This window comes from Parafrankia irregularis (genome assembly GCF_001536285.1).
Taxonomy (GTDB): Bacteria; Actinomycetota; Actinomycetes; order Frankiales; family Frankiaceae; genus Parafrankia; species Parafrankia irregularis.
In genome coordinates, this window is record NZ_FAOZ01000005.1 from 113,813 (window position 1) to 138,916 (window position 25,104).

Genomic DNA, 25,104 nt, shown 5'->3' on the forward strand with positions numbered 1-25,104 from the left:
GTCGCTGATCATCCCTGGAGGGATCGCAACCGGCTTTCCGGCGGGAGTCGGGCGGCTCCGCGCAGTCGCTGATCATCCCTGGAGGGATCCCGGCGCGACGAGGACCCACGTTCAGTGGGCGATCGAATCCGTACCTTTGGTCATGGTGGCGGCGAAGGCGTTGAGGCCGGGCAGCGCGGCGCCATCGCGGTCGAACATTGCCAGGTTCGCCGCGGGCATCGGTTCGCCGGGTTTCGGGCTCACGGTGAGCCAGCCCGGCTCCCACACGAAGAAGCCCAGGCCACGGTGGTCGGGCACGTCATTCAGGATCCGGCGCAGCGCGGCGAAGAAGTTTTCCTGGCCGGCCGGAGTCGCCGGCAGGGCGGCGCCGTCCGGTAGCTGGTCGGGGGTGCTGACCCAGTCGCCGGGCTTCGCCGCGGCCAGAGTCCGCGGGTAGGCCGTCTCCGCGATGAGGATTTCCCGGTGGTATCGGGAGGCGAGCATGTCGAGGTTCGCGCGCAGGGCGGCCAGCGAGCCGTTCCAGAACGGGTAGTAGCTCAGGCCGATGATGTCGAAGGAGGTGACACCGGCCTGGATCAGGCTGTCGAAGAAGTAGCGGGACAGGCCGCTGTCCCCACCGCTGTCGACATGAAGAACCACCGGGAGGTGCCGGCCCGGTGCGCCTTCACGGGCGCCGGCGATGGCGCTGTTCAGCAGGGCCGCGAGCCTCGCCCATTCGTCGGCGGAGCCGGCCTGGACTGAGCCCAGTGGCCAGAGGATTCCGTTGGTGATTTCGTTGCCGATCTGAATCATATCGACCGGGGTGCCCTGCGCGGCGAACCTCGATACCAGGTCCCGGGTGTAGTCGCCGATTCTCCGCTTCATGGCCGCGAGATCGGACCTGTGCCAGGACGCCGGCGGCTCCTGCGCATGCGGATCGGCCCAGAAATCCGAGTAGTGTGGCACCAGCATGATTTTCAGCCCGGCACCGCGCGCTCTCCTGGCGAGCGTCAGCGCCGATTTCTCGTCGCTGTAACCGGCGGGCGGGTTCACCCAGACCCGCAGCCGGACGTAGTTCGCTCCGTGCGCGGCGAGTATCCGTTCGACGGAACGTCGCTGCCCGCCGTCGGACAGGGCGGTGCCGGCGGCCTCCTCCTGCAGCGTGAAGGAGATGTCGGCACCGCGGACACCGAGGACCTCCGCCGCGCGCGTACCGGGCCCGTTCAGGACCGTGACCAGCACCGACACCACCACGAGAACGACGACCAGGATCAGCGGCAGGGCTACCCGGGCAGGTGGGGCCACCCGCGCGCGCCGTCCCCGCATCGGTGCCCGCCCCCTTCCAGCCGACCGGCCCGCGGGCTCCGAGATCTCGGGGCCCAAGGCCCGCACGACCGCCCGGGCCGAACGGACAACGCCCCAGGTCCTGCAAGATACCTGGCCGAGAAAATCTTTCCCCGGCTATCCGAAAGTGATCTCAGCTATCGCCGCCAGCCATGGGGAATGTGAGCAGGAAAACAATGTGACCTGCGTTACCAGATTGCGCTGTGGCGCCGCAGCGTGTCCACCCGGCAGCTATGTGCATCACTTTTGCCAAGCCGTCTGAGATGGCCTAGCGTGACCATCTGTCCGGACTATGCCGATCTATTCCTCGGCTCTCGATCGGATGCGGGAGGGGGCTGGACGTTGCGACGGAAGCACATTCGTCGATCACTCGCGCGTTCAGGCCGACGGGTCCGGGCCATGTGACCTGCGCCATTCAACGGCAGCCCACCCGGGCTGCCGGCAGGTGAATCCGCCACACCGCAGGAAGTTTTTTCGTGCCTGCCGCGGGCCCTGGCACCTGTCCGCGCATTCGGTGACCCCGAGGCCGTCCAGCCGCTCGCTCGTTGTTTTTCGCCGCGTCATCAATGGTGCGCGGTTCGTGGGGGGAGAGACCGGTGCGTAGCCCGCTGCGTGACGGTACGACGTCGGCGTATTCGCCCGGGCCCGGGCCCGGCGCAGGCATCAGGGCCGCGACGCCTTACCAGGCCGAAGGCGCGGTGCCGTCCCAGGCCGCGGATGTGACCGCCTTCCTGGATCTGGATGACGTCACGGTGCCGCTTTCGGTCGGTGGTGTCGACCAGGTGACCGTGCCGGTGCAGCGTCGGCCGAGGGTGCCGAGCCGCGGCCGCGGGCGGACGGCGACGGCGACGGCGACGGCGACGGCGACGGCGGACGGAACCGGGATTCGGGTCCGGGCGGCGGCCGTGATGAGCCGGTCGCAGGCCTGGCAGTACCGGCTGGTCGTGGTCTGCTGGGTCGCCGCGGTCGTCTTCTTCTGGCAGTGGTGGCTGCGGCCAGGCAACGTCGGCTCCCCGCCGCTGTTCGTGTTGATGTCGCTGTCCTTCTTCTACGTGGGCACCTTCCTCGCGACGATGTACCTGATCTTCGTGGGAAACATGCGGCGGCCCGTCCGCATCCCGGTGCGGCGGGCGGAGGATGCCGGGGCGATCGGTCGGGTCGCGGTGGTCAGCCTGACCGTTCCCGGGTCGGAATCGCTGGAGATCGTCCGGCGTCAGCTGGTCGCGATGAGCCGCATCACCTATCCGCACGACAGCTGGATCCTGGTGGACAAGGTCCCCTCGCCGGAGATCGAGGAGATGGCCCGCTCGGTCGGCGTCCGATATTTCTGCCGGCATGACGAGGCCCGCTGGGGGAAGTCGGGCGTGGCGGGCTGGAACCGGCGTTTCCCGCCGTTCAAGCGCAAGACGAAGGCCGGGAACGTCAACGCCTGGCTGGATGCGTACGGCCACGAGTACAGCCATTTCACCCAGCTTGACATCGATCACATTCCCAACCCGGACTACCTGCACCAGGTCCTCGGCTACTTCGCCGACCCGAAGGTGAAGTGGGTCCAGGCACCGAGCGTCTACGGCAACTTCGAGCACTGGACGGCCCGCGGTGCCGCCGAGCAGGAGCTGGGGCTGCAGGGCCCGCTGCAGATGGGCTTCTACGGCTTCTCCCGGACTCCCTTCATCATCGGCTCCCACTGCACCTACGACACCGCGGCGATCCGTGAGATCGGTGGCTTCCAGCCGACCCGGGCCGAGGATCATCTCGACACGGTCTGCCTCGCCGCGCGCGGGTATCAGGGCGTCTTCGTCCCGGACATCATCGCGGTGGGCGACGGGCCGGAGACGTTCGAGACCTACCTCTCGCAGCAGTTCGCCTGGGCCTATTCGATGATCGAGGTGCTGCTCTGGCACACACCGCGCCTGCTGCGGAACTACCGGCCACGGCAGGCGGCGCAGTTCCTGTTCTCGCAGACCTGGTACACCTTCTGGTGCCTGTCGATGGTGACCCTTTTCGCGCTGCCACTGGCGGCGCTGTGTCTGAACTGGCGCATCGCGACGATTCACTACCTGGAGTTCATCGTCCACAGCCTGCCGCTGAGCGCGGTCGGGGCGGGTGTGTGGTGGTGGAGCCGGCCGTGGCACGTTCCGCGCCGGGTGCGTCTCAGCTGGCGCGGAATCGTGCTGCACGCGGCCCGCTGGGTGATCGTTCTTTCCGCGCTGGTGCAGGTCGTGCTGCGGGTCAAGAAGCCGTACATGATCACAAAGAAGGGTGTCGGTGACGACGCCGGCGCCATGTCGCTGCGGCTCGTCGCTCCCTACATCGCCATGGCCGTGCTGCCGTTGGCGGTCTGCTGGTTTCACCTCGCTGTCTACGACGCGGGCGCGACGGGGGGGTACCTCCTGTTCGCTTTGCAGGACACACTGGTGTTCCTGATGGTCCTGGGCTTCGTTGTGGCGCAGGAGGTCAGGGCCGCGCCGGGCGGCAGCGCGCCTTTCGCCATCCGGCTGCGCCGGCAAGCCCGCCCGCTGTTGACGACGGGCCTGCTCGCCGCCGCGGCAGTCGTCACCGCGGTCGCCTGCTGGCCCCCGATCTGGGACGCGATCTCGGCGATCTGAGCCCTGCGCCAGAGGCCCAGGGGGCCTGTGGGGACCTACGGGGCCCAGGGCCCGCTGCTATCGGCGCGGGATGATCGGTGCGTCGCGGCCGGTTCCGCCGGTCGCCCGGGCTTTCGCGCCGGTGGCCGATTTCTCCTCGTGATATTCCTGTTCGACGTTGACCTCCCACACGTCGTGCCCGGTGCCGTCAAGAATGTTCTCGACGGTGCGCATGGCGGTCAGCATCGAGTGGTCGGCATTGTTGTACCGGTGCATTCCGTTGCGGCCGACGGGGTAGACGTTCGGAGCGTTCTCCTCCAGCCAGCGCCGCATGACGTCGACGTTGCGCCGGTAGTACTGGTCGTAGGTGGGGTACGCCTTGGGGACCCGCACGACATAGCCGGTCTCGACCATGCCCGGGCGGACCAGGCCGAGTGCTTCCAGCTCCGCGGTTGCGAGCGCGACCAGCTCACTGTCGGGCTTCGTCCACATGTCGTCGCCCTCGAACACGAAGAACTCCAGGCCGAGGCAGGTGCGGCCCTCCTTGACCAGATACGGCGACCATGACCCGTAGTTCTGGATGCGGCCGACCCGAACTCCGGGATCGTGGATGTAGATCCAGTTGTCCGGGAAGCTGAACTCCTGCGGCACAATCAGCGCGACCGTCAGATAGTCGCGGTAACGCAGGTCGTCCGCCGCCGCCAGGACGTCCGCCGGCGGAGGCGGGTCGATGCTTCTGAGCAGTGCCGACATCGGCATCGAGGAGATGACGTGGTCGGCCGGCACCCGTTGGTGCTGCCCGGGCCGGGTGGTGACGGTGACGGCGACGGCTCGCCCGTCGGCCCGGTGAATCGTCGTCACCGCGGAGTTCATGATGACCTCTCCGCCCATCTTCTCCACCTTGCGAGCGGCTTCCTCCCACATCATCCCCGGCCCGAGCTTCGGGTAGCGGAACTCCTCGATGAGGCTGGTGATGTTCTTCTGGTTGCGCTTCGGGAGGACCGCGTTCACGATCGCCGCGGAGAGGGAGAGGTTCTTCACCCGCTGGGCGGCCCAGTCCGCCGGCATCTCACTGACCGGGATCCCCCACAGTTTCTCCGTGTACGTCTTGAAGAACGTCCGGTAGAGACGCCAGCCGAACCGGGCCACCAGCCACGACTCGTAGTTGGCATCCTGGTCTCGCGGCGGACGGATCCGGGCCCGCAGATAGGACCCGATGGCGAGGGCGGCCTCGCGCGGCCCGAGATTCCCGAGGGCGTTCAGTGCCCGCAGCGGGTAATCGTAAAGCTTGCCCTGGTAGTAGATCCGGCTCATCCGTGGCCGGAGCAGGAAGTCGTCGGCGGGCAGGATCTCGTTCCAGAGCGCCTCGACCTCGGCCACCTTGGTGAAGAACCGGTGCCCGCCGATGTCGAACCGCCAGCCGTCACGCACGACGGTGCGGCTGATCCCACCGACGATGTCGTCGGCCTCGAAGACCGTCACCGCCGCACCTCGGGCGGCGAGTTGGTAGGCGGCGGTCAGCCCCGCGGGGCCGGCACCGATGACGGCGGTGTGCGAACGCTCAGCCTCGGTCAATTCGTCTCCTTCGGCAGGGCCCCGTGGTGGCCGGCGACGCCGCGCCCACGCACCCGGACGCCAATCAGGACGTGATCGTCTAGAATTTTAGACACAGACGTCCAAGACTAGGCTGAAGGGGTGTCCGAGCGAGTCCCACCAGCCCCGCGTGCGCCCGCACGGGGCCGCCCGGCCAAACGTGAGGCAATCATGGCTGCGGCGTTGGAGCTCTTCGTCCGCCAGGGCTATGCGTCCACCACCCTGGAGGACGTCGCCGCGGCCACGCCGGTCTCCCGTCAGACCATCTACAACCACTTCGGCGACAAGGAGACACTGTTCCTCGCCGTGATCGACGAGCACATCACCGCGACGCTGGAAACCCTGCGCGAGGCGACGGCGCACTTCCCCAGCGAGCTGCCCGACCCCGAGGTCTATCTGAACGAGCTGGCGCGCCGGATCATGGCGACCTTCCTCGACCCACGCAGCGCCTCGCTCCGTGTGCTCGTTCAGACCGAAGGCCCGCGCAACCCACCGCTCATGCAGCTGTGGCGCCAGCGCGTCGCGGCGCCTGTCTGGTCGGAGCTGATCGGCCAGCTCGCTCGCCTCGCCCACGGCGGCGCGCTGCGCATCGACGACCCCGCCCGCGCCGCAGGCCACTTCATCGCCCTGGTCAGCGGCACCGTCTGGGAGATGACCGAGCTCGGCACCTTCGCCGTCTACCACCCGCCCGGGCTCGACGATCCCGCCCTCGAGGCGGCGCTGCGCTCCGCGGTGGGGCTCTTCGTCCGCGGCTACGCCCCGGGCGACCGCCCCTCCGACTGAGGGGATCCCGCGCCGCCACACAGCGCCGCCAATTCATACCAACAGCGACAAAAGGGTTTTGTCGATCCGCAAGAAGTGAGGATCTCGGTTGTTGTAGCAGCCGAAATCCTCACTTCTTGCTCGGCGCCAGCGGCAGCGGCAGCGGCAGAGGCAGAGGCAGAGGCAGGACCGAATCAGTCGATTCTCACCGGGAGGCCCGGGCCGCGGCGGTGCCCGGCGACGCTTTCGAAACGGCCGACGCACCGGTGCGTGGAGTGGGGACGGAGGCCGAGAAGCCGTGGCGCAGGATCCGGGCGATCATCGACGGCCGCAGCAGGCTGGAGGGTGGCTCCACCAGGTTCGCCAGGCGCATGAACGTCCGGGCGACGGTGGGGTCCAGGTGCGCGGCGATGTGGGCGCGGCGGATGTAGGCGTTCATGATCCGGACCCGGGGGGTGCGGTTGCCGACGACACCCGGGTAGTTCAGGTCGGCGTTGGTCGACATCTGCCAGGCGAACTCGATGCGGGTGACGGCCTCCTGGTAGAAGCGCCGCGGCAGGTCGGCGCGGCCCGCGCGCAGGCAGCCGGCGAGCGCCTCGGCCTGCTGGGCGGCGACGGTCATCCCCTGCGCGTAGATCGGGTTGAGGCTGCAGGCGGCGTCGCCGATGACGAGGAAGCCCTCGGGCGGCGCGGCCAGCCGCTCGAAGTAGCGGCGCACCGATCCGCGGAACCGGTGCGGGACGGGATCCTCCAGCGGCCGGGCGGTGGAGACGATCTGGTGGACGTCCGGAACCGGCATGGTGGACGCGAACGCCTGGAAGCCGGCCTCGTCGAGGGGCGGGTGGTCGCCGAGCATGCCGCCGAGGGTGACGTGCCAGCGGTTGCCCTCGAGGACGATCGCGCCGCCGCCGCGCCAGCCCGGCATGGTCGAGACGACCACACCGAGGTCACCGTCGAGGTGCTCCGGGCGGCGCTCGTAGGTGCGTGAGGCGTAGCCCAGATCGATGTCGATACGTTCCTCGACCGGCCGGTCGCAGCCGATCTCGGCAAGCCAGTCGGGAGCACGGGACGCCCGCCCGGTCGCGTCGACGACGAGGTCGGCCGCGATGACGGCTCCGCCGCGGGCGCCCTGGGCTGCGACCTGGCCGTTGCCGCCCGCGTCCCCGTCAAGGCGGGGTGCGTCCTGGCTGAGGTGGTCGATCGCGGCGGCGGTGGCCGCGTCCGTGGCCGTGACCCGCACGCCCACCACCCGCAGCGCGCCGTCGGGTGCGGCGGGTGCGGCGACCAGGCCGGACGCGGAGACACCCGCATGGATCTCCACCCCGGGCATCGCGGCGGTGCGGGCCCGCAGGGTGCTTTCCAGCAGCGGCCGGCTGGCCAGCACCGTGGTGAGGCCGGTGGACGTCGGATGGACCCGCAGGCCGCTGAGGTACCAGCGGGATCGGGTCAGGACCTCGGTGGTCGGCGCACCGAGGCCGACGAGCTCCGCGGTCACCCCGGGATACAGGTCCTCGATGATCCGGCGGCCGCGTTCCATGAGCCCGTGCAGGTGGCGGCCCTGCGCGGTGCCGCGGCGCTGGAGCACCCCGGTGAGGTCGTCGCGGTCGAGCACCACCACCTGCTCGTAGCTGTCGGCGAGGACCCGGGCGGCGAGAATGCCCGCGATGCTCGCTCCGAGCACCACCGCCCGCCCACGGCGCTCCGAGCTACCGGCGTCTGCCACATCGCCCTCCCACAGCTGTCGGCCTGCGATCAGCGGCGCGATCCACAAGGATTCAGCAGCGAAATCCTGCCCACCGTGAAAATCACCGGTCAAGGCGCTCGACCGAAATCAATCACATTATGAAAACCACCTATCGTTCGCCGTCTCGACATCCGGCGCCTTACGGTTTTCGCACGGCTTTCCGCAGCAGGAGGTTGTCGGTGAACGCGTCAGCCGCATCACCCGGCGTATCAGACACGATCGACCTGACCGAGACCATTCTCGCGCTGTTCGGCCCGGAGCACCGGGCCGACCCCTATCCGCTGTGCCGGAGCCTGCGCGAGGCCGGCCCCCTGCACCGCACTCCGCTGGGCCTGTATCTGCTGACCCGGCACAGCGACTGCGTGACCGTCCTGCAGAACTCGGCCTGGAGCCATGCCGACGAGGCCGCGCAGCTGCACGGGGACGTCGAGGCACATGAGGCGGCCTCCGAGCTGCCGACGTCGTTCCTCTGGATGGACCCGCCGGACCACACCAGGCTGCGCCGGCTGGTCGGGAAGGCCTTCACCCCCCGGCTGATCGCCGGCCTGCGGCCACGCATCGAACGGCTCGTCGACGACCTGCTCGACAACGCGCTGGCCGCGGGCGAGTTCGACCTCATCGAGACGATCGCCTACCCGCTGCCGCTGACCGTCGTCTGCGAGCTGGTCGGGGTGCCGGCCGCCGACCACGCGCTCGTCCAGCAGTGGTCCCAGTGGCTGGGGCGCGGCTTCGACCCGGATGCCCTGCTCAGCCCGCAGGAGCGGGCCGACCGCAGCACCGCGTCCCGGGACTTCCAGGCCTACTTCCGGGAGCTCATCGACGAGCGCAAGCGCCAGCCCGCGGACGACCTGCTCAGCGCGCTCGCCGCCGTCGAGGACCAGGGCGACGTCCTGACCGAGCTGGAGCTGCTGACGTCCTGTGTGACGACGCTGGTCGCCGGCCACGAGACCACGGTGAACCTGGTCGGCAACGGCGTCCTCGCGCTGCTGCGCAATCCCGACCAGATCCAGGTGCTGCGCGAGCGGCCCGAGCTCGTCCCGGCCGCGGTGGAGGAGCTTCTGCGCTACGACCCGCCGGTGCATCTGACCACCCGGTCGGCCACCCGGCCGCTGACCATCGGCGGGCGCACGTTCGCCGAGGGCGAGGGAGTCGTCGTTCTCATCAACTCGGCGAACCGTGACCCGGCGGCGTTCCACGATCCGGACCGCCTCGACGTCACCCGGTTCCACCAGCGGACCCCCGTCCCGCCGCACCAGCTGGCGTTCAGCCTCGGCATCCACTACTGCCTCGGCGCCCCGCTCGCGCAGCTGGAGATGGAGATCCTGCTCGACCGCCTGCTGCGCCGGGCCGGGACGCTCAAACTGCTCGACGACGACCCGCCCTACAAGCCGAACATCGTCGTTCGTGGTCTGGCCGCCCTGCAGATGGCCGCCCGGGCCTGACCCCGATCGCCCGACACCGATCTCGGAGGGAGGACCGATGGCCTCGACCCTGCCCGCGGACGACGTCACCCGGATCCTGCTGGATCTGTTCAGCCCGGCGCACCGCGCCGACCCCTACCCCCTGTTCGCGCAGCTGCGCGAGGGCGGGCCGGTACACGAGACGCCGCTCGGCATCCGGCTGGTGACCCGGCACGCGGAATGCACCGCCGTGCTGCAGAACCCGTCCTGGGGGCACAACCAGGGCCCGGACGGCGCCTTCCGGGGCGGCGACTCGTTTCTTTTCATGAACCCGCCGCAGCACACCCGGCTGCGGGGAATGGTCAGCCGGACCTTCACCCCGCGCATGATCTCAGGGCTGGCGCCGCGCATCGAGCGGCTCGTCGACCAGCTGCTGGACGACATGGTCTCCGCCGGCGAGACCGATCTGATCGCCGCCCTCGCCTATCCACTGCCGATGACCATCGTGTGCGAGCTGCTGGGGATTCCCGCCACGGACTACCCGGTCTTCCACGAATGGTCGATCGCCATCGCCCGCGGGCTGGACCCGGAGATCCTGCTCAGCCCGGAGGAGAAGACCCGGCGGGACGAGTCGACGGCCGCCTTCTACGACTATTTCCGCGAGCTGGCCGTCTCCCGGCGCGACCAGCCGGCCGGTGATCTGATCAGCGCGCTGGCCGCGGTCGACGAGAACGGTGACGGGCTTTCCGACACCGAGCTGCTCGGCACCGGGAACCTGCTGCTCAACGCCGGGCACGAGACCAGCGTCAATCTGATCGGGAACGGCCTGCTCGCGCTGCTGCGCCACCCGGATCAGCTCGCCGCCCTGCGCGCCGACCCGGAGCTGGTTCCCAGCGCCGTCCAGGAGCTGTTGCGTTTCGACGCGCCGATCCAGCTGATCCCCCGCGACGCGCTGACCGAGCTGGAGCTCGCCGGCGAGCTGCTGCCGCCCGGATCCGGGGTGGCGGTGCTGCTCGCCGCCGCGAACCGCGACCCGGCCGCCTACCCGGACCCGGACCGCCTCGACGTCACCCGCTTCCACGGACGCCAGGCGGCTCCCCCGCGCCATCTCGCGTTCAGCCTGGGAGTGCATTTCTGCCTCGGGGCCGGGCTGGCCCTGCTCGAGATGGAGACACTGCTGCGCCGCCTGATCGAACGGGGAATCACCATCGACCCGCTCACCGACGAACCGGACTTCAAGCCGAACGTGATCCTGCGCGGACCGGAACGCCTTCCCGTCTCGGTGCACGAACCGGCCCGGCGGCGCGCCTAGCGGTGCACCTCAGTGGTTCCTTCTCCGTCGCCGCGCCGCGCCGACAATTCACCCCAAGAGGAACAAAAGAGACGCCGGGCCGTTTGGCAATCCGCAAGAATTGAGCATTTTGGCTACGAGAACGACCATAATCCTCAACTCTTGCTCGGCAGCAGTCAAAATTCGAGGCTCGGAATTCTGCTACATGCTCCAGAACGACCAAAATCCTCAATCCTTGCTCGACAGCAACCAAGGTCCGAGGCTCGGGAATCTCGGTCAGCGGTCAGAAGGTGACAGGTAGCTCGGCGAAGCCGCGGACCGTGAGGTGCGGCCGGAACGCCGGCTCGTCGGTGGCCAGTGCGAGGGCCGGGAACCGGGCGAACAGACGGGTGACCGCCAGCCGTGCCTCCATGCGGGCCAGCGCGGCACCGAGGCACATGTGGTGGCCCAGGCCGAAACCCATGTGCCGGTTGACGCTGCGGCGGATGTCGAAGGTCTCGGCGTCCTCGAACTCCGCCGGGTCCCGGTTCGCCGCGGCGAGCATGGGCACGACCGCGTCGCCCTGGTGGAACTGCGTGTCGCCGAGCTGGGCGTCGCCGGTGATCGTGCGTGGTCGCATCATGTGGACGGGCGGGTCGAAGCGCAGCACCTCCTCGATCGCGGTGCGGATGTGTGCCGGCTCCTCGGTCAGCGCCGCCAGCTGGTCGGGATGGCTCAGCAGTTGGTAGACCGCGTTCGTGATGAGGTTCGTCGTCGACTCGAAGCCGGCGAGCAGCAGCAGTCCGGTGTTGCTGAGGAGCTCCTCCTCGTCGGCGAGCCGGCCGTCGTCAGCCGCCTCGATGAGGCGGGTCATCAGGTCGTCGCCGGGGTGTTCACGCCGGATCGCGACCAGGGTGGCGATGTAGTCCCGCAGCCGCTGGTTGGCGGCGTTGCGGTCGTCGACCGGCACGCCGGGGTCGACCGAGCGGGTGACGGCGTGGCCGATCGCGATGAACTGGTGACGTTCGTCCACCGGCACGCCGAGCATGTCGCAGATGACGAGCACGGGCAACATCACCGCGAAGTCCGACACCAGGTCGATCGTCGGTCCGTTCAGACCGTCCAGGAGCTGGTCGACATAGCCGCTGATCATCGGTTCGCTCGCCTCGACGGTACGTACCGAGAAGGCACGGGTGAGCAGGCCCCGCATCCTGGTGTGCTCCGGCGGGTCGAGCTCGAGGATCGTCCTGCTTCTGCGGGCGTCTGCGAGCTGGCGTTCGCGCACGGCGGGGTCAGGCGACAACGAGTCGTGGAACGCCCTGGTCGTGAGGGTGTCGTAGCTGAGCGCCGGGTTGCGGAACAGCGCGTAGCAGTCCTGATAGCGCGACAGGTAGTGGACGCCTTCCGGGGAGCGCCATACCGGTGCCTCCGCGCGCATCCGCCGGTAGGTCGGATAGGGGTCACGTCGTGTCGCGGGGTCGGTGGGGTCGAACAGTAAATCGGTCGAGTCTGTCACTGCTCCCACTCCAGCGGTGAACGGTTGGACTGTTCGGCGGTCGGCTGGGCTAGCCGGCGGTCCAGCCGCCATCGACGACGAGGTAGGTGCCGGTCACGTACGAGGCGTCCGACGAGGCGAGGAACGCGGCTACGGCGGCGATCTCGTCCGGGTGGCCGGGGCGGTCGAGCGCCGACTTCGAGGCGGCCCGCGACACCGCTTCGGGGAATTCCCGTTCGCCCATGAGAGTCATGCCGGTCGGGTAGACGAAGCCGGGGCAGATGGCGTTCACCCGGATGTTGGCCTTTCCCCATTCACGGGCCGCGGCGCGGGTCATCGCGAGGATCCCGGCCTTCGAAGCGCCGTAGACGGCCGTCTGCGGCGACGAGACCAGGGCGCCGACCGAGGACCAGTTGATGATCGATCCGCCGCCCGATGCCACCATCGCCGGGATCGCGTGCTTCATGCCGAGGAAGACACTCTTGAGGTTGACGGTGAGGAGCCTGTCGTAGTCGTCCTCGTCGATGTCGGGAACCGGCGCCTGGGCGATGCCGGCGACACCGACCACGTTGCAGAGGATGTCGAGTCGGCCATGCCGCCCGACCGCCTCCGCGACGAGCGCCTGAACCTCGTCGCCGCGGGTGACATCCGCGTGTACCGGCTCGATCTGATCCGGTGCCTGCGCAGCGGTGTCCTTCTCGGCGCCGCTCACGTCGACGGCGAGTACCTTGGCGCCTTCCTGCGCGAGGCGAAGCGCGGTGGAACGGCCCTGCCCGATTCCGGCGCCGGTGACGACGGCGATCCTGCCGTCCAGACGTGCCATGTTCTCCCCTTGGTCGAATCAGCCTGGTCCTCGCCGGATCGCGATGCCTGCTACCCGCTCCCCCAGGACCGCACGGCGGGAAGTACCTGCGCGCAGACGGCCGAGAGCTGCTCCAGGTACGCCTGGCCCTGGTCGAGAATCGCGAGGATGAAGTGCCCGCACCCGGCGGCGTGGTATTCGGCGAGCCGCGCGACGACCCGCTCGGGAGTGCCCGCGAGCACGAACTGCGCCGGGTCGGTCTGAAAGTTCTTCGTACTGGCGCCGCGCATGAACTCGGCGGCGCGGGCGTCGGCACCGGTGTCCCGCTCGGTGATCAGGGTCGGCAGCACCATGCCGACCGGGAAATCGACGCCCTCCAGCCCGAGTCGCTTCCGTTCGAGAACAATCGTGTCCCTGGCCGCGCGGAACCCGTCGACGTCCTTGTAGAAGCCGACCCAGGCGTCACCGAGCCGGGCCGCGCGCCGCAGCGCGGGGGGCGTGTGCCCGCCGAACAGCAGAGGTATCCGCGGCGGGATCGGTGCTATGCGCACCCCCTGCAGCGGACCGTCGGCGGTGACCGGCTCACCGGACCAGAGCTCACGCAGGAGCAGCACGGACTGCTCCAACCGTGCGGCTCGCTGGTCGAGTGGTACCCCGCTCGCGCGGAACTCCGCCGGATGCTCACCGCCGACGCCGACGCCGAGCGTGAGACGTTCCGGATGATAGGCAGCGATCGTCGCGAGCTGCTTCGCCGCCGCGAGCGGGTTGCGCAGGGCGAGCAGCATGACCGACGTTCCGATGCGCACCCGCGTGGTCATGCTCGCCACATGCTCAAGCGTCACGATCGACTCCAGCAATGGGAGCGGATGCACGAGATGGTCGCCCAGCCACAGGCCGTCGAGATCATGCTGCTCGCCGTAGACCGCCGCCTCGGCGATGCTCGACGGCCTGATGTTCCCGTCGATGGTGCCGAAGACCGGAAGCATCACGCCGAGAGTCGAGACCGGCTGGCCCGACGATGCCGCACCGGGCGGACCGAAGATCGTTCGTCCCGCCGGACCGGATCCAATGACCACGGATCTGCCTTCCCCGGCGAACGCCACCGCGTTCACCGTTTTCTGGTCTGGAATTCGGTCGCGCCGGTCAGACCATCGCGACGGTCTTGATCCGCTGGAACTCGGCCAGGCCGTCCGGGCCGCCCTCCTTGCCGTAGCCGCTGAGGCCCAGGCCGCCGAACGGGCGGTTCACCATCATGTTCGGCGCACCGTTGATCATGGTCGCGCCGGCGACGAGACGCTCGGCGACCCGGTGCGCGCGGCGCACATCCGTGGTCTGGATGTAGGAGGACAGCCCGTAGCGGGTGCAGTTCGCGATCTCGATGGCCTCCTCCTCGGTGGAGAACGGCATCATCGACAGCACCGGGCCGAACACCTCGACCTGGCCAAGCTCGCTGCTCGGCTCCACGTCGGCGAACACCGTCGGCTCGAGGAAGTACCCGCCGGACAACGGCCCCTGAAGGCGCCCACCACCGGCGACCAGCCGCGCGCCGTCCAGCCTGGCCTGCTCGATCATGCCGAGGATGCGGTCGACCGCGGCCTGGTTGACGACCGGGCCGATGTCGGTGGCGGTGTCCCACGGGTCACCCACCCGGATCCCCTTGACCAGGCGCGCGACCCGATCGATCGCCTCCTCGTAGATCGACTCCTGCACGAGCATGCGGGTCGGAAAGGCGCAGCCCTGCCCACTGACCGTGCCGAGGACGCGCAGCGTCCCCCAGGCGATCGCGGCGTCGAGATCGGCGTCGTCGAAAACGAGGTTGGCCGACTTGCCGCCGAGCTCAAGGCAGGCCGGTTTCATCTGCTCGGCACAGGCCCGCAGGATGGCCTTCGCGGTCACCGGGCCACCGGTGAACGAGACCTTCTGGACCAGCGGATGCTCGACGAGCGCCGCTCCCGCCTCGCCGGTGCCGGGCAGCACGCTGACCGCTCCTGGCGGGAACCCCGCCGCCTCCACCAGGTCGGCGAACAACTCGGCGGCGAACGGTGTCAGCTCCGACGGTTTGACCACAACGGTGTTGCCCGCGGCGAGCGCCGGCGGAACCTTCATCGACAGGGAGGTCAGCGGACCGTTCCAGGTGATGATCGCGGCGATGACGCCGTAGGGCTGCGCGAGGGTGTAGCTGAACTCGCCGTCCGGGCCGAACGAGGACGCCACCCGGCCGGAGATCTTGTCCGCGAAACCGGCGTAGTACCGGGTCCACTCCACCGCACCGCCGACCAGCCCGACCGCCGAGCTCACCGCCATACCGTTGTCGAGAATCGCTCGCCGGGAGAACTCGTCCGCGTTCTGCTCGATGAGGTCGGCCAGCCGGAAGAGCAACCTGCGCCGTTCGGCGGGGCGCACGTCACGCCACCGCAGAAAGGCCTCGTGCGCTAATCGCACGCTCTGCTCCACCTCTGCCGGCCCAGCAAGGGGAACAACCGCGTCGACTTCACCGGTGCACGGATCGACATGCTCGAACGTGCCACCCGACCCCGCGGCGAGCCGCTCGGCGCCGATGCACAGATGTACGGGTGGGCGTGTCCGGTCCATCCCGGTGTCTGCCATGACAACCCCCGTTCGAATTGGCGAACAAAGCGGCTCCGCCGACGAGGAGGGCCTCGGCCACCCCGGGGCCGGCGCGGCGGGCGCGCGACGCCTTGCAAATTAGCAGAGTAAGTATGTACTCCGCTAGACCTTTTATCTTGGCAACCAGCATCAGCTGACCCACGCAGCGCATCCACCCCTCGACGCTCGCCGGGACACAGCGGTGCCCGATCAGCTACGGAGGGTCCCTCCTTTTCGGCTGCGACATGCTACAGATCGCCGCAAATTAGGACATTTACCTAGACGGGTCGACGTAAAAAAGTAGACTCCTTAGCCTTGATTAGTGAGTGAATATTTACTAGAGTCCCCCACCTAGCCGCTCCAAACAGGGGAGAGAAATGCACTTACGCAGGCTCCTGATAGCCATGCTGGCATTCGTCGCCATGACGGTTGCGGCGTGTGGCGATTCAGGATCGGGCGACTCGGCCGACGCGAACAGTTCGGCAGCCGCTGGAACACCGGTCAACGTGGCGGTGATCTGCAGTTGTACAGGATCCTTCGCGCACAGCATCGGCCCCGCCAGCAAGGTCGCGCAAGCGTGGTCGAAGTCAGTGAACGCCGCCGGTGGCATCAACGGCCACCCGGTCAGGCTCAAGCTGTACGACGACGCCGGAAACCCCGGAAACTCCGTCACCAAGGCAAAGGCGGCGATCTCCGACAAGGTCGACGTCATCATCAACCTCACCACGCTCGTCTCGACCTGGATCAAGGCTGCGGACGACGCCGGCATCCCGGTTGTCGGCGGTGACTTCTTCAACGCGGTGTTCAGCAAGGACCCGAACGCCTACCCCTCCGGGCAGACGACCAACGCCCTGCCGTACGCGATCATCTCGACCGCGAAGCTCGCGAAGGCGACCAACCTCGGCATCCTGTACTGCGCCGAGTCACCCAGCTGCGCGGACACCGTCAGTCTGATGAAGGGCGTCGGCGAGGAGCTGGGACTCCCGGTCATCCACAGCGCGTCCATTTCGGCGACCGCCGCCAACTACACATCCCAGTGTGTCGCGGCCAAGCAGGCCGGTGTCACCGCACTGTATGTGAGCCATTCCGCGTCGGTGCTCGAGAAGGTCGCCGGCGACTGCGCCCGCCAGGACTTCCACCCGACCCTCATCGAGGCCGGAACGGGTTTCACGATGCGGCTCGTCGACAACGCCGTGACGAAGAACAACCTCTGGATCGCCTTCCCCATTCTGCCGTTCTTCGTGGACCAGCCGCAGGTCCAGAAGCTGAACGAGGCGGTCGACAGGTACTCCCCCGGCCTGCGGACCGACCCACAGTCGTGGACGACCCTGGCCGCCCAGGTGTGGACCGGCGGGCTGCTCGTCGAGCGCGGCGTCGAGTCGTCCGGCGTCAGCGCCGGGCAGGACGTGTCGGCCGCGGCGATCACCAAGGGCCTCACCTCGTTGAAGGACGAGACGCTGGACGGCTGGGCGCCCCCGCTCACCTTCACCGCCGGCAAGGCGAACCAGGTCAACTGCTGGTACGTCGGACGGGTCCAGGACGGCAAGCCGGCACTGGTCAACGACGGAAAGCGCAGCTGCAAGGACGGCTCGACCTCGTAGCAGGCAGCTACGCAGGCAGCCCAGCCAGCACCTGCCAGCCCCACCAGCGCTGCCAGCCCCGTCACAGCGCTGGGAGCGCCGGCAGCCCCGTCAGCACCAGCCAGCGGGCGTGCCGGCCCGGTTCAGGACAGACCCGGGCCGGCACGCCCTCGTCGAACCGTCTGTTCGCCACCGGAGGCCGGATCTCATCGTGGACGACTTCCTTCCCTTCATCGTCGTCGGTCTCGCGACCGGCGCGGTCTACGGCCTGGCCGGAATCGGCCTGGTTCTGACCTACAAGACGTCAGGAATCTTCAACTTCGGCTACGGCGCCGTCGCGGCGCTCGTCGCCTTCTGCTTCTATTTCCTGCGGGTCGACCACGGCCTGCCCTGGCCGGTGGCCGCCGCGATTTCTCTGCTCCTGTTCGCGCCGCTGCTCGGGCTGGCACTCGAGCTGCTCGCCCGGTCGCTCGCGGGTGCCAGCGAAACCGTCAAGGTGGTCGCGACGGTCGGCCTGATCCTCATCGTCTCGAGTCTCGGGCTGCTGTGGCATGAGGCCACCCCGCCGGAGTTCCCGCATTTCCTGCCGCAGTCGACGGTCCGGCTGGCCGGGGTGAACATCACCTGGGAAGAAATCATCCTCTTCGCGCTGTCCGCGGCGGCCGCGGCTATTCTGTACCGCTTCTTCCAGGCCTTCCGGATCGGCATCGTCATGCGCGGCGTCGTCGACAACCACGAGCTCGTGTCCATGAGCGGCGACGATCCGGTCCTGGTCCGCCGCTGGGCCTGGCTCATCGGCAGCTTCTTCTCGGGTGTGGCGGGCCTGCTGCTGGCGCCGGGGCAGCTCGTCGACGGCGTCACCCTGACCACGGTCGTGTTCGCGGCGTTCGGGGCCGCCGCCATCGGCTACTTCACGAACCTGCCGCTGACCTTCGTCGGCGGTCTGGTGATGGGCGTCGCCAGCGCCCTGGTCGACAAGTACTCGGCGACGTCCACCTGGATCGGTGGGCTGGCACCCGCGCTGCCGTTCGTCGTCCTCTTCGTAGTCCTCATCGTGCTCCCGCGCCGCCTGCTCACGCAGCGGCGGCTCGTGGCGGTCGCGAATGTCCGCCGCTCCTACCAGGCGCCGATCCGGGTGCGGCTGTCGGCGGGCGTGGTGGCGGTCGGCCTGCTCGCGGCGGTCCCCACGATCCAGGCGGGCTACGTCTCCGTGTGGTCGGCGGCGCTCATCAACATCATGCTCTTTCTTTCGCTGGGGCTCCTCGTCCGCCGATCCGGCCAGATCTCGCTGTGTCACCTGGCGTTCGCCGCCGTCGGCGCGGCGGCGTTCGGGCATTTCGCGAGCACGATGCCGTGGCTGCCGGCGCTGATCCTGGCGACACTGGTCGCGGTGCCGGTCGGCGCCCTCATCTCGATCCCGGCCGTGCGGGTGTCCGGAGTGTTCCTCGCACTGGCCACACTGGGTTTCGGCATCCTCGCGGAGCAGGTCTTCTACACCCGTGGCTTCATGTTCGGGCAGTCACCGCTGGGGCTGGAGGCGCCGCGCCCCGCGGTGTCGATCGCGGGCCTGGACCTCGCCGGCGACGAAGGTTTCTACTACCTGCTACTCGTGATCACGGTGCTCGTGGCCGTGGGCATCACCGCGATCGGCCACGGTCGGCTCGGCCGCCTGCTGGAGGCGCTGGCCGACTCGCCACTCGCGCTGGAGACGCACGGGACGACGTCGAGCGTGCTCAAGGTGATCGTCTTCTGCGTCGCCTCGGCGGTGGCCTCCCTGGCGGGGGCGCTCAACGCCATGCTCTTCTACTACGGCGTCGGCACCTACTATCCGTCCTTCAACTCACTGACCCTCGTCGTGCTGGTCGTGATCGTCACCGTCGGCGAGCCGTGGTACGCCATCGTCGCGGCGATCGGCTACAGCGTGCTGCCCGCCTACATCTCGGGGGACACGACCGGCGACATCCTCACCCTGCTCTTCGGGCTCGGCGCGGCCACCGCGGCGTACGGCACAAGAGGCGGCACCATGCCCGCACCCGCACGGCGACTCCTCGACCGCCTCGGCGGCCGGACACCGCTGCCCAGCACCCCGCTGCCCAGCACCCCGCCGGACGTCGCCCCGACCATTACCGCGCCCTCGACCAGCAGTGCACCTGAGCCAGCCGGTTCCGCTGAACCACCGCCAACAGCTGAGCCACCGCCAACAGCCGGACCGCGGCCGGCACTCGCCCGGCAACGATCCGCTTCGTCCCGCCGCGAGCCCACCGGCAGGGACGGGCTGGTCGTCCGTGATCTGTCCGTGCGTTTCGGCGGGGTCAAGGCCGTGGCCGGCGTCAGCCTGCAGGCACCACCCGGCGCCATCACCGGCCTCATCGGCCCGAACGGCGCGGGGAAGACCACCACCTTCAACGCGTGCAGCGGGCTGAACCGGCCGAGCTCCGGGCAGATCCTCCTGCACGGTGTCGACGTCACCCGGGAGGGGCCGGCGCGCCGGGCCCGGCGCGGGCTCGGCCGGACGTTCCAGCGGACCGAGCTGTTCAACAGCCTGAGCGTGCGGCGGAACGTGAGCATGGGCCGCGAGGCCTCCCTGGCCGGCGCGAACCCGTTCACCCACCTCCTGGGATCGCGCCCGTCGAGCCGCCTGCTGTCCGAGGCGGTCGACGAGGCACTGGCGCTCACGGGGACGACGCGGATCGCCGACGTCCAGGTCGGGCTGCTGCCCATCGGGCAGCGGCGGCTGGTGGAGCTCGCCCGAGCCCTCGCCGGCCCGTTCGACATGCTGCTGCTGGACGAGCCGTCCTCCGGGCTCGACGAACATGAGACCGAGCAGTTCGGCCAGGTTCTCCAGACGGTGGTGAGGGAGCGCGGCTGCGGCGTCCTGCTCGTCGAACACGACATGACCCTGGTCCGCAGCATCTGCGACCACGTCTATCTGCTCGATTTCGGCAAACTGATCTTCGAGGGGATTCCCAGCGAGATGGAGAGCTCCGACCGGGTACGCGCCGCCTATCTCGGCAGCGCGGCCCTCACCACGGCGGACGGACCCGAACCTGCCGCGGACGGACCCGAGCCGGCTGGACCCGAGCCGGCCGGGCGCAGGCCCGAACCGGCCACCGACCAGCGCCTCGCCCTCCCCGCACACGAGTAGCCGGCGATGCTGACCCTTCACGAGGTGACCGCCGGCTACGGCGACACGACAGTTCTGCGCGACGTGAACCTCACCGTCGGCGACGGTGAGGTCGTGGCGCTCCTCGGCCCGAACGGCGCCGGAAAGACCACGCTGCTGCGCGCCGCCACTGGATTCCTGCGGCCGCGGTCCGGCCGGGTCTCCCTCGACGGAAAGGACATGACCGCGGAGCCCGCGCACCGGTATGCCCGGCGTGGGGTGTGCCATCTCCCGGAGGGGCGAGGAATCTTTCCCTCGCTCACCGTCCGGGAGAACATCGCGATCCAGGCTCGTGGCCGTGACGTCGAGAAGTCCGCGGCCGAGGTCGTCGACCTCTTCCCCGCTCTCGGTACTCGGCTCCGGCAGGCCGCCGGCAGCCTCTCCGGCGGCGAGCAGCAGATGCTCGCGTTGTCCCGTGCCTACATCACCAGCCCCAGGCTCGTCGTCGTCGACGAGGCCTCACTCGGGCTTTCGCCGCGGGTGACGGACACGATCTACGAACTGCTGGCTCGGCTGGCCGAGCGCGGCGTCTCGCTCGTCGTGGTCGAGCAGTACGTACAGCGCGCGCTGGCGCTGGCCAGAACTGTCTACATCCTCAACCACGGCGCGGTCATCCACGTCGGAAGGGCGAACGACATCACCGCGGACGACATCTACGAGAAGTACCTCGGTATCGGGCACTGACCCGGCGCCGGACGGAGCTGGGTGGTTCAGAAGCTGGATGGTCAGAAGCCGGATGGTCAGAAGCCGGGTCGTTCAGAAGCTGGGTCGTTCAGAGGTTGCGGCGCCGGAAGGAGGCCGCCGCGACGCTCCAGACCAGGACCACCCAGACCACCGCCCACGCCAGATACGCGGCGGTCAGCGAATGCACGCTGAGGAACGGGAAGGCCTCGAACTCACCCGCGGCGAACCTGTGCAGCACCGACGGGTCCTGGAAGCCGTGCATCGCCCCGCGCCACAGTCCATCGGTGGGCAGCAGGATCCGCGAGACGGTGCCGACCCGTTCCACGGCCTCGTTGTCGAGTGCCGCGCCCACGCCGCCGATCACCCCGGCGACCCAGGCCGACCCGAACAGCCCGATGGAGACCACGCCGGAGGCCATCGGCGAGACCGCGGTCGACAGCAGGACGGCCAGGGTCAGCAGCACGATCGCCTGGGCGGCGAGCAGGGCCAGTGCCGTCGCCGGCGCCGGCGGCCAGTAGCCGGACGTCGCCAGCACGACCAGGCACTGCGCGATGCCGGCGAGCACCACGTAGACGGTGCCGAACACGACCAGCCCGAGCCATTTTCCGAGTAGGAACGCCGAGCGCCGGATCGGCCGGGCGAGCATCGCCAGCGCGATGCCCGACTCCGTCTCCCCGGCGAGAGTGGGCCCGGCGAGGAAGGCGGTGCCCAGGGCCGCGATCAGGCTGAAGCCGAACATCACCAGGTTGAGGATCTGGGAGCAGGCCATCAGCTTCTCGCCGGAGGTGAGCCCGCCGTCGTCGGCCGCGGCACCGAGCTGGGAGAACCCCCAGGCGCTGAGCGCCAGCAGCAGAACGGTGAGCGCACCCAGCGCACGCATCACCTTGCGCCGCGAGGCCTCCCGCAGGGTGAGCCCGGCGATGGTGAGCACCGTCCGGACCGGCATCAGCCGTTCCGGAGTCGTCCGGGGTGCCGTCCGCCCCGGCGTCGACTGGGTCGGCGCCGGCGGCCTGGCCTGCGTCGCCGGTGTCGGCGTCGGCGTCGGCGTCGGCGTCGGCTGCGTGGCCGGCGTCGCCTGCTGCGCTGTCAACGGTCTCCCTCCGGCTGACCGGCGGTGCCGGTTCGCAGAATGCCGAGCAGGCGTTCCTCCAGGCTGATCCGCGCCGGCTCGACCGCGTGCACCCGCACGCCCAGGCCGACCAGCTCGGCGACCAGCCCGGGAACGACATCCCCGGTGGGCCTGGTGGCACCGGTGGCCCCGGCCTCGTCTGGCGGCAGGGCCACCGTGTACCAGTCGCCGGACTGTTCGACCCGGCCGACGGCGGCGAGACGTCGCTGCGCCGCGGGTGGGACGTCGGTGAGCCGCAGCCGCAGCTCACGCTGGCCGAGGAGCTCCGCCAGGGTGCCGGCGGCCGCGACCCGGCCGTGGTCGAGGATCACGACGCGGTCGCAGACCCGTTCGACCTCGCCGATCAGATGCGAGTTCAGCAGCACCGCGACGCCCCGCGAACGCAGGTCCAGCACGATGTCACGGACGTCGGCGCGGCCCAGCGGGTCCAGCGCGCTGGTCGGTTCGTCCAGGATGACGAGCTCGGGGCGGGCGACCAGCGCGACCGCCAGCCCCAGCCGCTGCTGCATGCCCTTGGAGAAGCCGCCCACCCGGTCGTCGGTGCGGCCCGCGAGGCCGACCAGGCCGAGGCAGTCACGCCGCTCCCCGGCGGTGACGTCGGCGCCGGAGAGCCTGATGTGCAGGGCCATCACCTCGGACGCGCTGAGCCACGGCTGGTATCGGAACAGCTCCGGCAGGTAGCCGACCCGGGCTCGCGCGGCCGGGTCGGTCGCCGGCCGCCCGAGCAGCAGCACCTCGCCGGCGTCCGGGCGGACCAGGCCGAGCAGCATTTTGATCACCGAGGTCTTGCCGGCACCGTTGGGGCCCAGCAGCCCGACCACCTGCCCGCGGCCGACCTCCAGGGAGACGTCCTCGACCGCGGTGCGGCGGCCGTACCGCTTGCGCAGGCCCGAGGCCCACACGGCGGACGACGGTCGCAGGTCCCCGACCAGCCGTGCTGCCGCGTCGAGCGCGGATCCTTCGGCGACTGTCGTCAACGCAGCTCCCTGGCGACGGTGAGGATCTCGTTCTCGGTCAGCGAGCCGGCGACGGCGCACACCACCCCGCCCTGCACCCAGACAACCGCGGTGAGGGTACCGTCGCGGCTGGTCAGCGCGGTGGCGGGAATGCCGTTGACCTTCACCTCCCGGGTGGTGGCCTCCTCGGTGGGCACCGGCAGCGGCAGGGTCGAGCCGTCGGCTGCGAAGGTGCGCAGCTGGGCCGCGACGTCGGCCGGCAGGCCGGGCAGCGACAGCAGGTAGTCGCGGACCGTCTCGAACGGGACGCTGGTCGAGAACGCCCGGGGCGCGACGGCACGGGCGACGACGAGGCCCGGCGCCCCGGAGCCGGAGGACCAGACCCGGGCCGCACCCGGACCGGCGACCATCCGCACCCGGGTGCCGTCCAGACCCGGGGGTACCGGCGGCAGGGTCTCGCCCGCGTCGGCCGCGGCCTGGGCGGCGCGTTGCGCCGAGAAGGTGAACACCGCCTCGACCTGGTCGATCGTCTCGTAGACCGGTTCGCCGACGATGCCGCCCGGCAGTCTGGTCACGGCGGGCAGGTCGAGGCCGGTCCGCCTGGTGGCGGTGGCCGCGGAGTCCACGTCGCGCAGGTCGGGTTCGCTGACCATGTCGAGGTCGCCGTAGGCGCCCAGGTTCGGCAGCGCGACGAGATCCTCGGGGCCCAGGCCGATCACCGCGACCCGTTCCGTCTGGAAGATCTGCAGCCAGCCGTTCGCGGCGGCGGTACCGGCGCCGGCGAGAACCGCGGCGGCGACCAGCGCGGCGACGGCCGGGCGACCCGCGAACCGCCGCCCGAACGACGGCCGACCGGTGCGCGGACGGGCGTGCGCGCGGCCACGCTCGGCGGCGGACGCCTTACGCCCCGTTCCCGCGGCGGGCATGGACGCGACCAGGCGCCGCCAGGCGGCATCGACGTCACCGGAGGCATGCTCGCCGACGGCGCGCTCACCCGCGGAATGCTCACCTGCGGCGTGCTCGCCGCCCGCGGGAACGGCGAAGGACAGTGCGGCGTGGACGGCGTCGGCGTCGGCACGCATCGTGGCCAGCACGGCCAGGCAGCGTGGGCAGGCCGCGGTGTGCTCGCGGTCGGCGTCGGTCACTCCCGCCGGCTCGTCGAGCAGCCGGCGCAGCACGCCGTCAGACGTGTGACCCATGGCGGTTCAGCTCCTTGCGTAGTGCCGACTCGGCGCGGCGCACCGTGGTGCCAATGCTGGTCGGGGAAAGATCGAGAGCGGCGGCGACGTCGGCGTAGCTCAGGCCGCTGTGACGCAGGACCAGCGCCACCGCCTGGGTGCGGGGAAGCTGGGCGAGGGCGGCGCGCACCCGGCGGTGCTCGTCCCGCCGGACCACGGCGTCGGCCACATCCGGCTCGGTGGCGTGCTCGGCCGTGGCGGCGGCCTCCTCCCGCCCGGTACGGCGACGACGCGAGCGGATGGTGTTCAGCGCGGTGTGGGCCGCGGCGACGCAGAGCCACCCACGGGCCCGGGCCCCGGGAACCGAGCAGCCGCTGAACGACAGGAAGACCTCCTGGGCGACGTCCTCTGCCTGGTCCCGGTCGCCGAGCACGCGGGCGGCCACGCCGACGACCACCTGGTAGTCACGCCGGAACACCTCGTCGAGGTCAGGCCGCACCGCTGCCGCCTCGCCTGCCGCCGCGCCGCGCGCCGGACGGGATCGCGCCACCCGGGCGCTTCTGCCCCCGCCGGCGGCGATGCCCCCTTCGCCGCCCCGACGGGCCGCGGTGACGGCAGCCGCCCCGGGGCCCGCCAGGACGGGGACACCCGCCGCCTGCCTGTGCCGAATCAGGTCCATACCCACACAGCACCGCCCGGCGCGCGAATGTGACACACAGCCGCGTCCTGGTACGGCCGAAGGGCGATGCGGGAAACGCGGGCGATACGGGAGCCACGGGCGAAGCGACAGGTGCCGACCACGGCCGGATCCGGTGACGCGGAACACAGGC

18 protein-coding genes are annotated in these 25,104 nt (G+C 69.9%); 7 read left to right on the top strand and 11 right to left on the bottom strand.

What is annotated here, in order from left to right; genetic code table 11:
- Window positions 1–111: 111 nt before the first annotated feature.
- Window positions 112–1,305, bottom strand: a complete 1,194-nt coding sequence (locus tag AWX74_RS09690; protein WP_091273971.1) for a glycoside hydrolase family 53 protein — start codon at window positions 1,303–1,305, stop codon at window positions 112–114.
- A gap of 614 nt (window positions 1,306–1,919) precedes the next feature.
- On the opposite strand from AWX74_RS09690, the gene AWX74_RS09695 reads away from it, so the two are divergent.
- Window positions 1,920–3,932, top strand: a complete 2,013-nt coding sequence (locus AWX74_RS09695) for a glycosyltransferase family 2 protein (RefSeq protein WP_091273974.1) — start codon at window positions 1,920–1,922, stop codon at window positions 3,930–3,932.
- Window positions 3,933–3,989: 57 nt separating this feature from the next.
- On the opposite strand, the gene AWX74_RS09700 is transcribed toward AWX74_RS09695, so the two are convergent.
- A complete protein-coding gene (locus AWX74_RS09700; protein ID WP_091273976.1) occupies window positions 3,990–5,486 on the bottom strand; it encodes an NAD(P)/FAD-dependent oxidoreductase in 1,497 nt (498 codons plus the stop codon).
- A 189-nt stretch (window positions 5,487–5,675) separates the two neighbouring features.
- On the opposite strand from AWX74_RS09700, the gene AWX74_RS09705 reads away from it, so the two are divergent.
- Window positions 5,676–6,287 carry a TetR/AcrR family transcriptional regulator gene (locus AWX74_RS09705; protein ID WP_091273979.1) on the top strand — a complete coding sequence of 204 codons (612 nt, stop codon included), beginning with the start codon at window positions 5,676–5,678 and terminating at the stop codon, window positions 6,285–6,287.
- A 184-nt stretch (window positions 6,288–6,471) separates the two neighbouring features.
- Here AWX74_RS09705 and AWX74_RS09710 read toward each other — a convergent pair whose 3' ends face one another.
- On the bottom strand, window positions 6,472–7,989 hold the full coding sequence (locus AWX74_RS09710; protein ID WP_193209830.1) for an NAD(P)/FAD-dependent oxidoreductase: 1,518 nt from the start codon (window positions 7,987–7,989) through the stop codon (window positions 6,472–6,474).
- 200 nt (window positions 7,990–8,189) lie between these two features.
- Here AWX74_RS09710 and AWX74_RS09715 point away from each other — a divergent pair, with 200 nt between their 5' ends.
- Together AWX74_RS09715 and AWX74_RS09720 are read left to right on the top strand one after the other, a co-directional pair.
- A complete protein-coding gene (locus tag AWX74_RS09715) occupies window positions 8,190–9,452 on the top strand; it encodes a cytochrome P450 (protein WP_091273981.1) in 1,263 nt (420 codons plus the stop codon).
- Window positions 9,453–9,489: 37 nt separating this feature from the next.
- On the top strand, window positions 9,490–10,722 hold the full coding sequence (locus AWX74_RS09720) for a cytochrome P450 (RefSeq protein WP_091273983.1): 1,233 nt from the start codon (window positions 9,490–9,492) through the stop codon (window positions 10,720–10,722).
- Window positions 10,723–10,984: 262 nt separating this feature from the next.
- On the opposite strand, the gene AWX74_RS09725 is transcribed toward AWX74_RS09720, so the two are convergent.
- The 4 genes from AWX74_RS09725 to AWX74_RS09740 all read right to left on the bottom strand — a co-directional run bounded on the left by AWX74_RS09725 (window position 10,985) and on the right by AWX74_RS09740 (window position 15,584).
- On the bottom strand, window positions 10,985–12,196 hold the full coding sequence (locus AWX74_RS09725) for a cytochrome P450 (protein ID WP_165615549.1): 1,212 nt from the start codon (window positions 12,194–12,196) through the stop codon (window positions 10,985–10,987).
- Window positions 12,197–12,245: 49 nt separating this feature from the next.
- Entirely contained in the window at window positions 12,246–12,998 is a 753-nt protein-coding gene (locus AWX74_RS09730) for an SDR family NAD(P)-dependent oxidoreductase (RefSeq protein WP_091273989.1), read from the bottom strand.
- 50 nt (window positions 12,999–13,048) lie between these two features.
- Complete coding sequence (locus AWX74_RS09735; protein ID WP_165615550.1) at window positions 13,049–14,053, bottom strand: LLM class flavin-dependent oxidoreductase; 1,005 nt, start codon at window positions 14,051–14,053, stop codon at window positions 13,049–13,051.
- A gap of 67 nt (window positions 14,054–14,120) precedes the next feature.
- Window positions 14,121–15,584: an aldehyde dehydrogenase family protein gene (locus tag AWX74_RS09740; RefSeq protein ID WP_193209829.1), complete on the bottom strand. Its 1,464-nt coding sequence runs from the start codon at window positions 15,582–15,584 to the stop codon at window positions 14,121–14,123.
- A 422-nt stretch (window positions 15,585–16,006) separates the two neighbouring features.
- Between AWX74_RS09740 and AWX74_RS09745 the strand changes: the two genes are divergently transcribed.
- From AWX74_RS09745 to AWX74_RS09755, 3 genes are all read left to right on the top strand, one after another.
- Complete coding sequence (locus tag AWX74_RS09745; protein ID WP_242666178.1) at window positions 16,007–17,185, top strand: ABC transporter substrate-binding protein; 1,179 nt, start codon at window positions 16,007–16,009, stop codon at window positions 17,183–17,185.
- Window positions 17,186–17,375: 190 nt separating this feature from the next.
- A complete protein-coding gene (locus AWX74_RS09750; protein ID WP_091273995.1) occupies window positions 17,376–20,309 on the top strand; it encodes an ABC transporter permease subunit in 2,934 nt (977 codons plus the stop codon).
- Window positions 20,310–20,315: 6 nt separating this feature from the next.
- A complete protein-coding gene (locus AWX74_RS09755; RefSeq protein WP_091273997.1) occupies window positions 20,316–21,011 on the top strand; it encodes an ABC transporter ATP-binding protein in 696 nt (231 codons plus the stop codon).
- 88 nt (window positions 21,012–21,099) lie between these two features.
- Here AWX74_RS09755 and AWX74_RS09760 read toward each other — a convergent pair whose 3' ends face one another.
- From AWX74_RS09760 to AWX74_RS09775, 4 genes are read right to left on the bottom strand one after another with little or no spacing between them, the layout of a single operon-like run.
- A complete protein-coding gene (locus AWX74_RS09760) occupies window positions 21,100–22,101 on the bottom strand; it encodes an ABC transporter permease (RefSeq protein WP_226931279.1) in 1,002 nt (333 codons plus the stop codon).
- A complete protein-coding gene (locus AWX74_RS09765) occupies window positions 22,098–23,117 on the bottom strand; it encodes an ABC transporter ATP-binding protein (protein ID WP_091274001.1) in 1,020 nt (339 codons plus the stop codon). The genes AWX74_RS09760 and AWX74_RS09765 overlap by 4 nt, the downstream gene beginning before the upstream one ends.
- Window positions 23,114–24,295, bottom strand: coding sequence for a DUF4367 domain-containing protein (locus AWX74_RS09770; RefSeq protein WP_091274004.1), 1,182 nt, complete (start codon window positions 24,293–24,295; stop codon window positions 23,114–23,116). The genes AWX74_RS09765 and AWX74_RS09770 overlap by 4 nt, the downstream gene beginning before the upstream one ends.
- Entirely contained in the window at window positions 24,279–24,953 is a 675-nt protein-coding gene (locus AWX74_RS09775; protein WP_226931278.1) for a sigma-70 family RNA polymerase sigma factor, read from the bottom strand. The genes AWX74_RS09770 and AWX74_RS09775 overlap by 17 nt, the downstream gene beginning before the upstream one ends.
- Window positions 24,954–25,104 lie beyond the last annotated feature (151 nt).

What these genes read in the sequence shown, in the direction of transcription:
- AWX74_RS09690 (WP_091273971.1), bottom strand. Translation starts at nt 1,305, where the DNA reads ATGCGGGGACGGCGCGCGCGGGTGGCCCCACCTGCCCGGGTAGCCCTG.
- AWX74_RS09705 (WP_091273979.1), top strand. Translation starts at nt 5,676, where the DNA reads ATGGCTGCGGCGTTGGAGCTCTTCGTCCGCCAGGGCTATGCGTCCACC.
- AWX74_RS09720 (WP_091273983.1), top strand. Translation starts at nt 9,490, where the DNA reads ATGGCCTCGACCCTGCCCGCGGACGACGTCACCCGGATCCTGCTGGAT.
- AWX74_RS09730 (WP_091273989.1), bottom strand. Translation starts at nt 12,998, where the DNA reads ATGGCACGTCTGGACGGCAGGATCGCCGTCGTCACCGGCGCCGGAATC.
- AWX74_RS09740 (WP_193209829.1), bottom strand. Translation starts at nt 15,584, where the DNA reads ATGGCAGACACCGGGATGGACCGGACACGCCCACCCGTACATCTGTGC.
- AWX74_RS09745 (WP_242666178.1), top strand. Translation starts at nt 16,007, where the DNA reads ATGACGGTTGCGGCGTGTGGCGATTCAGGATCGGGCGACTCGGCCGAC.
- AWX74_RS09755 (WP_091273997.1), top strand. Translation starts at nt 20,316, where the DNA reads ATGCTGACCCTTCACGAGGTGACCGCCGGCTACGGCGACACGACAGTT.
- AWX74_RS09770 (WP_091274004.1), bottom strand. Translation starts at nt 24,295, where the DNA reads ATGGGTCACACGTCTGACGGCGTGCTGCGCCGGCTGCTCGACGAGCCG.
- AWX74_RS09775 (WP_226931278.1), bottom strand. Translation starts at nt 24,953, where the DNA reads ATGGACCTGATTCGGCACAGGCAGGCGGCGGGTGTCCCCGTCCTGGCG.